The following is an 11,937-nucleotide window of genomic DNA, read 5'->3' on the forward strand; positions in this document are numbered from 1 at the left end:
AAAAAGAAAAAAATTAAAATCCAGCGGTCCCACCTGGCCCACTGGCTTGGCGGTAACCTAGCTAACCTGGGCAGCCCCCTGAATAATCCCGATAAAGTCCTCAATTTTCAGGCTGGCCCCTCCCACCAAGGCTCCATCAATGTTCGGCTGGCCCAATAGCGACACGGCGTTATCAGGTTTGACGCTGCCACCATATTGAATCCGGACTAGTTGGGCGGTAGCCGGATTATACTGGTTTGCCAGCATTTTGCGAAGATCGGCATGGACCTCTTCGGCTTGTTGGGGCGTGGCGACTTTGCCCGTTCCGATCGCCCAGACTGGTTCATACGCGATCACAATGCCCGTGATTTGCTCGGCGGAAATACCCGCCAAAGAACCGCTGAACTGGCGTTGCACGACTTCCAGGGTTTGGCCCGCTTCCCTTTCAGCGAGCAATTCTCCCACGCAAACGATGGGAATCAATCCGGCTGAGAGGGCAGCGTGCACTTTTTTATTGATGACAGCGTCGGTTTCCTGGTAAAGCGTGCGGCGTTCGCTGTGCCCTAAAATGACGTATTTGCAACCTACGTCGATCAGCATGGCGGGGCTAATTTCGCCGGTAAAGGCCCCTTTGGCCTCGGCGCACATATTTTGGGCCCCCAGGGCCACGCTGGTCCCCGCGAGCGCGCCCCGAACCACATCCAGGTTGGTAAAGGTCGGACATACCGCCACATCAACTTGCTTATAAGCCACCGCCTGGGCCGCGACCCCCTGGGCCAAGGCCACCGATTCGCCGCGAGTAAGATGCATTTTCCAGTTGCCAGCGATGAACTTGCGACGCATAAGAGTGGTGTCCTGTGAGGATCAAAAAAGCAAAATATTGTGATCTAGGTGGTAAATACCGATAGTTATTCCCACGCACCCGCCTCGATGGGAAGTTGCTGATAATTTATCAAATTGCTGGTTGTTCGACGAGGGCTTTCTAGTAATTGCGGCATGGAAATTGCACATAATTTTTGGTTTTTACAGCTAATTATACTTGTCCTTGCGATCGCGCTGACGTAGTTAAATTGAGATAAAAAAACGGAATATGCAGATGGAAAGATGGTTCAATCTTTTCGTGCAAACGGGGAAAGCTTGGCTGGCGGATAATGCCGCCCGGCTGGGGGCAGCGCTGGCGTTTTATAGTGTGCTGTCGCTGGCCCCGCTTTTGGTGATTGTCATAGCTATTGCCGCACTAGTGTTTGGAAAGGATGCTGCACGGGGGGCTATCGTACATCAATTTACCGAGTTTGTCGGGCCAGAAGGGGCCGCCGCTATTCAAGATATGATTGTGCATGCCCAGCAGCCTGTGCTTGGCAGTGTGGCGTCGCTTGTGGGCATCGTGACTTTATTCTTGGGGGCGGCGGGGGTCTTTGGCGAATTGCAAGAAGCGCTCAACACGATCTGGAAAGTAAAACCCAAGTCGGATGTGGGTTTGTGGGGATATGTGCAAAACCGCTTTCTATCCTTTGCCATGGTTTTTGGCACGGGATTTATGCTCTTGATATCCCTGGTCCTCAGCGCCGGATTAAATTCACTAAGCCAATATTTTGCCGGCGATGAGTGGACGCCGTTGTGGTGGGTTCTGAATTTTTTTATATCATTCGGCGTCGTCACATTGCTGTTTGCCATGATTTATAAGTATGTTCCGGATGCGGAAATACGCTGGAATGATGTCTGGGTGGGAGCAATTTTGACGGCTTTATTATTTACCATTGGCAAGACGCTCATTGGACTTTATTTGGGGAGCGCGGGAGTAGGTTCGGCTTATGGCGCGGCGGGATCGCTCGTGGTCCTTTTAGTGTGGATCTATTATTCTGCTCAAATTCTATTTTTTGGCGCGGAGTTTACGCATATCTATGCGCAAAATTATGGCGAAAAAATCTTACCCGCTGAAAATGCCTAATTCATGGGTGTAGCCGTCCGACAAACGGCTTAGCTCGACGCTAATCGTATCATTGACAACCCGCGGAAATAGCGGGTGTGTGGTTGCGTCAAAACTCGGTATTCCTCCGACGCAATGTCATGTTTCCAGTAGCGTTGACCACTTTAACGCAGCCAAATAGTTGGTATTATAAGCGTTTTAGGGACACCTTTGGATAACACTACCTCTCGCCATGACGGACTACGATTGTTTATGCCTGGGGGTGATCGTGGTGGATCATCTTTGTACGCCCATACCGCGGATGCCGCGGCCCGGCGAGTTGGTCCTGGCGCGCGACTTACCCCTGAGCATTGGCGGATTAGCGGCGAATGCGGCGATCGATTTGGCCAAGCAAGACTATCGGGTGGCGATTGCCGGAGCTATTGGCCAGGATTTATTTGGCGATTTCGCGCTCCAGACATTGGCGGCCGCCAATGTCCAGACCGCTCCCTTGCGGCGATTGCCCGATGTGGCGACCTCTGGCACGCTAATTCTGAACATTGAGGGGGAAGATCGCCGCTTTATCCACACCCGCGGGGCAAATGCGTTGGTCAAGGCGGATGACCTACCCGCGAATCTGCCAGCAAGTTGCCGCGTGCTTTACATTGGCGGTTTTTTATTGATGCCGGAACTAGAACGCCAGGATCAGTTTCGCCAGCATCTGCAAAAATTACGTCAACAAGGGGTAAAAATTGTGTTGGATGTTGTCGTTCCGGGGACGGGGAATGCCGGGGAACTGGCTTATTGGCCCAGCTTTGAGCACATTTTGCCCGTTGTGGATTATTTTTTGCCAAATAGCGACGAGGCGGAACTGATCACGGGATTGACCGATCCCGCCGCCCAGGCGGAAAAGTTTTTGTCCGCGGGTGCAGGGACGGTGGTCATCACCCTGGGAGCCCAGGGAACATATGCCGCTTCGCGGTCGGAGCGCCTGCGCGGGGGGTGTTATCCCATGGAATACGTCGGCGGGACCGGTTCGGGGGATGCCTTTGATGCGGGATTTATCGCCGGGTTGCTGCGGGGAGAGGATTTGCGGGGCTGCATCCGGTGGGGAAGCGTGTTGGGGGCTAGCTGTGTCCGCGCGTTGAGCGCGACTGACGGGGTTTTTACGCGGGTCGAGGCGGAGGAATTCCTGGCACGGCATGAACTGCCGCTCACCAACTGCTAAGGTATGCGTGACATTTACGTGGCGAAGTTTATTTGTAGGCGGCAGGTATTTGCCAGAACCTCTCTGGCGTCACGTGTGTCCCTCTGTTCCACCGGACGAGAGTCTTTAAACCAGCACTAGCTCATTTTTTGCTCAATTAAACCATGCCAAGTCCAGTGGGGAAAATTCGGGTTGCCGTGTTAGGGGCCACCGGCTACACCGCGCTCGAACTCATTAAAATTTTGCTGCGGCATCCGCATGTGCAGATCACCGCCGCAACCAGCCGGTCCGAGCAAAAGCCCATCGGGCTGGTGCATCAGTCGCTAGCGGGGAGACTAGATTTGCGGCTGGAGGATCTTTCACCGGCCCAACTGGCCGAGCGCGCCGATTGCATTTTTAGCTGTTTGCCCCATGGTGTGACTGCCGATCTGGTTCCAGAATTATTGTCCCATGGCCTAAAAATCGTCGATTTTAGCGCCGATTATCGATTGGATGACGGGGCCACCTATCTGGAATGGTACGATCACCCCCATGCCGACCCCGCGCGGCTGGGCCAAGTGGTCTATGGCCTGCCAGAGTTATTTGGTCCGCAAATTCGGGGCGCCAATTTGGTGGCTAATAATGGCTGTTATACGGCCACGGCTATTCTGGCCCTGGCACCGCTCGTCCAAGAGCAACTCATCGAGACGAGGGATATTATTATCGACGCCAAAAGCGGTGTTTCAGGCGCGGGACGCGCGGCCAAGCAAAATTTACTGTATTGCGAATGCAACGAAAGCCTGTCAGCCTATGGCGTGGGGAAGCACCGCCATACGCCGGAAATCGAGCAGATTGTGCGGCGATACACGGGCCAGTCGATTGAGGTGATCTTTACCCCGCATCTTGTGCCAATGGATCGCGGGATCTTGGCCACGATTTATAGCCGACCCACCCGGAAGGTCACCATGCATGAGATCTTGGATTTATACCGCGAGTTTTACCGTCCCCATCCCTTTGTTACCGTGGTCGAGCATCTCCCCGCGACCAAGGATGTTAGCGGGACCAACTATTGCCATTTGACCGCGCGGATTGTCCGGGGACGAATTATCACCATCGCCTGCCTGGACAATCTGATCAAAGGTGCCTCCGGCGGCGCGGTGCAAAACTTTAACTGGATGTATGGGTTTGATGAGACACTGGGCCTGATATGAGCGGGCCGGAGAGAGGGGCAAGTGGATAGTGGATAGGGTGCTGGGGAGCAGGGTTGCTGGGGAGCTAGGGGGCAGGGGTGCTGGGGAGCAGGGGATATCATATTCCGTTACGTGTACTATTTTTTGATCACAACCAAAAACCACATTCCCAAAACCACAATGCATCCAGAACAGACGCTTCCTCGCGGTTTTCGCCTGACCAGTGTCGCCTGCGGTATCAAAAAAAGCGGACGCCATGACTGCGTCTTAATCATCAGCGACCCCCCCGCCGTGGCGGCGGGCGTCTATACCAAAAATCTGGTCTTCGCCGCGCCGGTGGAACTTGATCGAGCGCGGACACCGGGAAGCGACTTTGTCGCGCTGGTCATTAACTCCGGCAATGCCAACGCCTGCACTGGCGCCCGGGGTCTGGCCGATGCCACCCGCATGGCTGAATTAGCCGCCGCGACAGTCGGCGCGCGGGGGGATCAGGCCTTGGTCATGTCGACCGGTATTATCGGCGAATTTTTACCCTTGGAGAAGATTGCCGCTGGTATCTCCGCCTGCGCGGCTCAGTTAGGTAACACCCCCGCGGATTTACTTTTGGCCGCCCAAGGCATGATGACCACCGACAGCGTCCCCAAGATTGTCAGTCGCCAAGTGCCCATTGGTGGCCAGCGGGTCACTTTTTGCGGATTGGCCAAGGGAGCCGCCATGATCGCCCCCAATATGGGGACGATGCTAGCGGCCATCATGACGGATGCCGCCCTGGAACCTAGCGCCGCGCAACAGGCCCTTCATTCCGCCGTCGAGGTCACCTTTAACTGCATTAGCGTCGATGGCCACATGAGCACCAACGACACGGTGTTGCTATTGGCTAATGGTGCAAGCGGCGTGAGCGTTGGTCCGGCGGAGTTGGGGGAATTTCAGGCGGCCTTGACCAGTGTGCTAGAGGAGTTGGCCCGCATGATTCCCGCCGATGGCGAGGGAACCACCCATGTGCTGGCGATTACCGCCCGCGGGTGCCGGGATTTGGCCAGCGCGCGGCAAATCGCCAAGTGTGTGGCCGATAGCCCGCTGGTCAAATGCGCCATGCATGGCGCCGACCCCAACTGGGGGCGGATAGTCTCGGCGGCGGGATACGCGGGTGTGGCGTTTGACCCCGCGAAAGTTGATCTGCGGTTGAATGGCTTTTTGCTGTATCAGCGGGGAGTTCCGCAAAGCTTTGACGCGGAGGCGGTGTCCCGATCGATCCGCGACCACAAAGATGTGGAAATCGTGCTCACTTTTGGCGAAGGAACCGCGGAAATTACCTACTGGACGGCGGATCTGACGGCCGAATATGTGCGTTTGAACGCCGATTACCACACGTAAGTAGATAGCATGCTGTGCATTGTTAAAAATGCCGCAGCAATCTTGGCCCTTGCCTTAATCTGTTATTTTGAGTCGCCTACAGTCCCTGGCAAGCTTGCGGGACTTTTGTCCAGGTTTTGTAGTAGCCAGGGGCTGATTAACTCTGCCACCGCGGCGTGTCCCGCTTGGTTCCAATGTCCCAGATCGGGATTTGCCGCGGTGCCATGCAGCGGCTGGCCTAGCTTTTTAGCGATGTTGTGCAACTGCGGCGCCAGCGTCAGGCGGCTAATCCCGAGTTCGTCGCAATAGCTGCCAATATGCCGATCGGGAGCATACAAATCGGCAACCCCTAACCGGGCAAGAGCTGTCGTTTGCCGCGCCTGATCCGGGGAAGCCTGCAAACTAGTGGATAACGTCACCACCATAAACTTTGCCCCCGTGCTTTGCACCTCGCGGTTTAATTCACGCAGGCCTAGTTCGGTAATCCGCCATGCCTGCTGCCAGCGGGGATCATGGCCCGGATCGCGGTATACGCCATCATACAAGCCAGCCTCCGTGGCGGATTGAGTGGTGGATTGTTCCTCGCGCTTTAAATAATAATTCACCAATGCCAGCGAGCGGGGCAGATAACACAATTGTCCCAACCGCGTCGTGTCGAGGAGGGAGGGGAGCCAGCTTTTCCATCCACGGGTATGGGAAAGATAGTAGGGAGATTTCAAAAAACGATTGTCGAGCGTCAAGACGTCCCCGGCAAGGGTAAAATAAGGACGCTCCCGCGGATCAATTTCCGGCGAATTATCGCTAATATCATTCCCCAAAAACATCGCCAGCAGCACCACGTCCGGTTGGTATTGCCGCACTACTTCCCTCCACACCAGCGTCTGCTGGGCCAGGCCATATCCATTGACGCCAAAATTAAGCACTTGCACTTGTTGTCCGGTGGGGAGCGCGGCGCTTAGTTTATTTTCCAAAAGTTGGCAATAGGTTTGATCCAAAGGGACCTGATGCGCGGCGGTAAACGAATCGCCCAGAACCGCGATGCGTAGCGTCCCCGGGGGCTTGGCGACTGTTCGCTCAAGATCCCGAAATCCAGCCGAGTTGATGGCGTTCCAGGCTACACCCTCCAGCCGATACCACCCCGCGACATTCGGCCGCAAAGCCGTTCCATAAACGGAGTGAGGCGCATAAAAGATAGGGGCGCTAAACCCGCCGATACGCAGGCAGATTTCGGCAAGTAGCAGTGCCACCACCAGGCCCAGCCCCAGGGCCAGTAGCTTTCCCCGCCAAGTCGCCGCGGGGCGGGAGGTCGCGGGCTGCCGCAAGAGTGCGGAAGGTGTCGCCGTTTGTGCGTCCGACTCGCTTCCGAGGGGGATATCCGATACTTGGGGGGACGGCGCATCCTCGGCGGCTGTTGTGGTTGGAACGGGCATGCCGCCGGATATTATTTACAAGGGTGCGATATCACTGGAAAACCATATCTCTGTGATAATTGAAAATTTTCCAGATGCAAGGCTTTTTTTGACCGTGGCGCGCTTAGATTCCGCGGTGTAGACGCAATTCCGCTAAAATTCGCTCAAGATCGGCGGGTAGGGGGGCGGTAAATGTCAATTCGCGGCCATCCCCCGGATGCTCAAACGTTATCCGCCGCGCGTGCAACGCTTGCCGATCGAGCAAAACTTCTTGATCCTCCACCGCGGTGGAGGTAAACCTTTTGCGCAGCTCGCCACGGGTGATTTGCGACCGGCCTCCGTATAACTTGTCGCACAACACCGGGCATTGAATGTGGGATAAGTGAACCCGAATTTGGTGGGTGCGCCCCGTGCGCGGCAGCAATTGCAAGGCGCTAAATCCGTCAAACCGTTCCGTCACCTCATATTGGGTCTGGGCCGGTCGACTGGTGGCATGATCCCGCCGAATGGCCATTTTTTCTCGTTGATAGGGATGAATGCCAATCGGTTGGTCGATGAGATCGCGATCCCAGGCGGGGGTTCCGACCACAATGGCAAAATACTCCTTGCCCACATCACGCTGCTCAAACTGTTCGGCCAGGGCAAAATGCGCGGCGTCGGTCTTGGCCACAATAATCACGCCACTGGTGTCCCGATCCAACCGGTGCACAATTCCGGGACGCGTGGGTCCTCCGGCTTGGCTTAGTTTCTCAAAATGAAACGCCAGCGCGCTGGTCAATGTTCCCGCCCAATGCCCCCGCGCGGGATGCACCACCATTCCCGGCGGTTTGTTTACCACGGCCAAGAGGTCATCTTCATATAGCAAATCCAGGGGAATTTCCTCTGGTTGGGGGCCGGCCGCGGGAGCCGCGGGTAGCGTCAATTGCACGATATCGCCCGCGCGCAGGCGATAAGCGACCTTGATGGGACTAGTCTGACCGTTGATTTTTACCAGGTTGCCCATGATCGCTTTGCGTAGTTGGACCCGGCTATATTGGTCAAACCTTTCCGCCAAAAAAGCATCCAGCCGCACGCCCGCTTCCGCGGGATCGACGGTATATTCCACTTGATCGCCGGCGCGTGGTGTCATGATGGGCAGCGCGGTGATCGGCTGGAGCAAAGGTAAAGAGGCGTTAGCGAACGAAGGGTGATGATGGACGGCAACCAGCGTTGGCAATTTTTTTGCTCGGGGCATCCTCAAGCTGTTGGCTAGCCAGATGTGTGGTCAGCCAAGTTGGGTAAATATCCCGACCAGAACACGTCGAATCAGTATCACTTAAACTAGGTAATAGGCATTTTTATGGGACAAGCCCCCCGCCATGAATATATCCACTATTCTAAGCACATCCCATGGAGAGTTACTTTTCGGAAGTGGTCGACGGCGACACTGCGGAGGATTCCCCAGCAGGAGTCGCCGGCGTGTTAGGATCGGCTGACGGCGGAGTTTCGCTTGGAACGGCTGGAACCGGTGTTGATTTTGCTGATTCCCTTTCCGCGGGTGTTGATTCCGCCGACGAAGGAGTCGCCGGGGAGGCATCCCCAGAACTCTTTTCCGTGGGAGCCGGTACCGTCGGAGGGGATTTCTCCGGGGTAGCACTTTCGGGAGGGAGAGGGGCGGGGGAATCGGTTTTGGGTTGGGAGGATTCTAGGGGAGGGGTTAAGGAAGGACCGGGAGCCGTTGGCTCCAGGCCCGGCAGTAAGGGACCGGGATTGCCAGGCAAAATCGGCCCTTTGAGGTCGGGAAATGGATTGCTCAAATCGGGGCCGCCAGATCCAGGAAGATTGGGCGTTCCCAACCCGGGCGTCCCCAATCCCGGTGAATTTAAGCCGGGCGTCCCCAACCCCGGAAACCCTAAGTTATCAAAGGGATTTTTGGGTGTGGCCTGAACGGTAATTGGTTCGGCGGTTTTGAACCAAGCATAAAAAGTCTGGGCGTCGGGCGATTTAAGGGATTTCTGTTTTTCCGCGACCAAGGAAGCATACAATCCCTGGGGATAATTTTGGGCCAGTTCACTATATTTTTTTTCAGCCAAAGCCAAGTCCCCCAGGGATTCCGCGGTTTGGGCCCAACCTAGCAAGACTTTTTCCCCCATCACACCAGGCAGAGTCGCGCGGGAAAGTTGTTCAAAGAGGGAATTTGCCTCCTCCAGTTTTTTGGCGGCGGCTGCCTTGTTGGTGTATCGTTCTTGAATGCCGGCGCGTAAATTTAGATTGGCCAATTCGAGTTTGAGCATTTGCCCGGCGGGAGAGCTTCCCAGCTTTGCCACGCTAGCGGTAAGTTTCTTGATCCGTTCGGCGTTATCATCGCCACCCATTTGGTTATCGCGGGGCTGTTGGCTATCGCGATAATATTGATCCCATTGGCTGGCGATTTGTTTTTGGGAGTTTTCCTTGAGGATCAGATAGGCCACAATTAAGACCAAGACCGCCAGCACCCCCGCTAAAATTGCCCGCTGGTAAGGCGCGCAGGCAGCCAGGGTCCGCTCCATCCAATTCATCATATCGGTTTGGGCAATTTCAACTTTGCGGGGGTCATTCATGGTAATCAGGTGCCAGCGTGTTGCTTGGATTCAGAGACAAAATAAAAGCCAGCGGCGTCCGGTAAAATTATTGGGGGGGATAGCCGCAACCGAATGTGGGAAAACAGCTTTTACCAAATCGCAAGTATAGGGGAGACGGGAAAAGCCCGTCAAGGGAAGAGATTCGTTCGATCATATCCTGCCGCTACTAATTTGATGAACAATTTTCCATAATAAGCAGGCTTGGCATAATGACCCCGCTTACCGAACTGGGTAAGCGACAGCGAATATCGCAATTCAAGGTTTCAGGCCACTCCATGTCGGACGGATTAAATCCCTCGCAAAAATTAGCGGTCGAGACCCTCGCCGGGCCACTCTTGGTCTTGGCCGGCGCCGGGACCGGTAAAACCCGCGTGGTGACGTATCGCATCGCCAATCTCATCCGCCATCGCGTCCCCCCCCAAAAAATCCTCGCCGTCACCTTTACCAACAAGGCCGCCCGCGAAATGCAGCAACGCGCCACCCAACTCTTGGGCAAGCGCAACCCCCAAAAGCCCGAAATCAGCACGTTCCACTCACTTTGCTTGCGAATCTTGCGCCGGCAGATTCAACATCTGGGCTATACCTCGCAGTTTGCCATTTATGACCGGGGGGACCAGGAAAGCCTGGCCCGGCAGATTTTGCAAGAGATCAAATGCCCCACCGAAACCCTGCGCCCGGGAGATTTGCTGGCCCAGGTGGGAAACTGGAAAACCGCGGCCCTGCGTCCCGATGACGCCATTCGCCAGGCTGACACGGATAAGCTGCATTTAGCGGCGATCGGCTATCGACGCTACCAGCGGTTGCTGCGCGCGGGAAATGCGGTCGATTTTGACGATTTGTTGTTGCTAACCGAGGAACTCTTTGGCAAATTTCCCCAGGTCAAAAGTACCGAGGCCGCGCGATTTGACCATTTGCTGATTGACGAGTACCAGGACACCAACGCCAGCCAGTACCGCATTGTACAGGGGCTGGCGGGGGGGCATCGCAATTTGTGCGTGGTGGGGGACGACGACCAGGCGATTTATGGCTGGCGCGGAGCGGAGGTGCGGCACATCTTGGGGTTTCAGCGGGATTGGCCCGACGCCAAAGTGGTGCGACTAGAGGATAACTACCGTTGCACGGCACAAATTTTGGAGTTGGCAAATCGGGTCATTAAATTCAATAAACTGCGGCATGACAAGCGGCTCAATCCCGCGCGCCCCAATGGCGACAAACCGGAAATCTGGCAATGCGCGGACGAAGAAGACGAAGCCGCCAAAGTGGTCGGCGACATCAAGCGCCGACTAACCCAGCCGGGCCTGACTCCGCGCGACTTTGCGATATTATTTCGCACTAATGAGCAGCCCCGCTTGTTCGAGCAGGAACTCCGCAAGCAAAAAATTCCTTACGTATTGATTGGCGGACAGTCGTTTTTTGAACGCAAGGAAGTCCGCGATATCACGGCCTATTTGCGGCTGCTGGTCCGGCCCGGCGACGATCAAGCCCTCTTGCGCGTGATTAACACCCCGCCGCGCGGCATTGGCGAAACCACCATCGAAGCCCTCATGGCCCAGGCGAACGCGCTCGAGCGGCCCGTCTGGGGGGCGTTGCAGCCGGGCAACCAGCCCCGGTCGCTGACTCCCGCCGCGCATGCCGCGCTCGACAAATTTCGCCAATTGATCGAAAAGTATACCGCGCGGCTGGGAAAGGAACCGCTGTTGACCTTGGCCGAGGAATTGATCAATGAAGTGAAATATAAAGAGGATTTGCGGCGATTTTATAAAACGGCGGAAGAAGCGGAAGAACGCTGGAACAATGTGGCCGAGGTTTTTAACGCCCTGGCCGCCTATAGCAAGCGTGCGCCTCGGCCGCAACTGGCGGATTTTTTGGATGAAATCACGCTGAGCGACCGGGCCGATCAAAGCGACGAGAAGGAAACCCAATTAGCCAAAAATGCCGTGGCCCTGATGACCCTGCATAGCGCCAAGGGGCTGGAATTTCCCCAGGTGTATCTGGTGGGACTGGAGGAAAACATTTTGCCGCATCACCGCTCCTTGGGGGATGACGAACGCAATATCGACGAGGAACGCCGGTTGTGTTACGTGGGGATCACCCGCGCACAGGACCGGCTGACATTAACACTGTGTCTGGGCCGCAACAAATGGGGCAAACTGCGCCCCACGATTCCCAGCCGGTTCTTATACGAATTGACCGGCCAAGCGGCCAACGCCCAAGAGGTCGCGGCCAAGCTGCGCGCGGCCAAGCAGCGAGCGGACCAGCAGGAAAAGCTGTTGGGGGGGAAGCGTAAGTAGGTCCCGCTCGCCGAGCGGGATTA

General features: G+C 55.9%; 9 protein-coding genes. 5 read left to right on the forward strand and 4 right to left on the reverse strand.

Annotated features, from left to right (window positions below; all coding sequences use genetic code 11):
* Nucleotides 1-57 precede the first annotated feature (57 nt).
* Entirely contained in the window at nt 58-822 is a 765-nt protein-coding gene (gene tpiA, locus SFX18_10475; GenBank protein ID MDX1963569.1) for a triose-phosphate isomerase, read from the reverse strand.
* A gap of 253 nt (nt 823-1,075) precedes the next feature.
* Here tpiA and SFX18_10480 point away from each other — a divergent pair, with 253 nt between their 5' ends.
* The 4 genes from SFX18_10480 (at nt 1,076) to argJ (ending at nt 5,635) form a co-directional block, all read left to right on the forward strand.
* On the forward strand, nt 1,076-1,927 hold the full coding sequence (locus SFX18_10480; protein ID MDX1963570.1) for a YihY/virulence factor BrkB family protein: 852 nt from the start codon (nt 1,076-1,078) through the stop codon (nt 1,925-1,927).
* Between the two features lie 211 nt (nt 1,928-2,138).
* Nucleotides 2,139-3,113 carry a carbohydrate kinase family protein gene (locus SFX18_10485; GenBank protein ID MDX1963571.1) on the forward strand — a complete coding sequence of 325 codons (975 nt, stop codon included), beginning with the start codon at nt 2,139-2,141 and terminating at the stop codon, nt 3,111-3,113.
* 143 nt (nt 3,114-3,256) lie between these two features.
* On the forward strand, nt 3,257-4,282 hold the full coding sequence (argC, locus tag SFX18_10490; protein ID MDX1963572.1) for an N-acetyl-gamma-glutamyl-phosphate reductase: 1,026 nt from the start codon (nt 3,257-3,259) through the stop codon (nt 4,280-4,282).
* A 159-nt stretch (nt 4,283-4,441) separates the two neighbouring features.
* Complete coding sequence (argJ, locus tag SFX18_10495; GenBank protein ID MDX1963573.1) at nt 4,442-5,635, forward strand: bifunctional glutamate N-acetyltransferase/amino-acid acetyltransferase ArgJ; 1,194 nt, start codon at nt 4,442-4,444, stop codon at nt 5,633-5,635.
* Nucleotides 5,636-5,697: 62 nt separating this feature from the next.
* On the opposite strand, the gene SFX18_10500 is transcribed toward argJ, so the two are convergent.
* The 3 genes from SFX18_10500 to SFX18_10510 form a co-directional block, all read right to left on the reverse strand.
* Entirely contained in the window at nt 5,698-7,044 is a 1,347-nt protein-coding gene (locus SFX18_10500) for a hypothetical protein (GenBank protein ID MDX1963574.1), read from the reverse strand.
* Between the two features lie 103 nt (nt 7,045-7,147).
* Nucleotides 7,148-8,152, reverse strand: a complete 1,005-nt coding sequence (locus SFX18_10505; GenBank protein ID MDX1963575.1) for an RluA family pseudouridine synthase — start codon at nt 8,150-8,152, stop codon at nt 7,148-7,150.
* 268 nt (nt 8,153-8,420) lie between these two features.
* Nucleotides 8,421-9,602 (reverse strand): hypothetical protein, encoded by a 1,182-nt coding sequence (locus SFX18_10510; protein MDX1963576.1) that lies wholly within the window; start codon nt 9,600-9,602, stop codon nt 8,421-8,423.
* 296 nt (nt 9,603-9,898) lie between these two features.
* Between SFX18_10510 and SFX18_10515 the strand changes: the two genes are divergently transcribed.
* A complete protein-coding gene (locus SFX18_10515) occupies nt 9,899-11,914 on the forward strand; it encodes a UvrD-helicase domain-containing protein (protein MDX1963577.1) in 2,016 nt (671 codons plus the stop codon).
* The last annotated feature ends 23 nt before the right edge of the window (nt 11,915-11,937 follow it).

Source organism: Pirellulales bacterium, assembly GCA_033762255.1.
Taxonomy (GTDB): domain Bacteria; phylum Planctomycetota; class Planctomycetia; order Pirellulales; family JALHPA01; genus JANRLT01.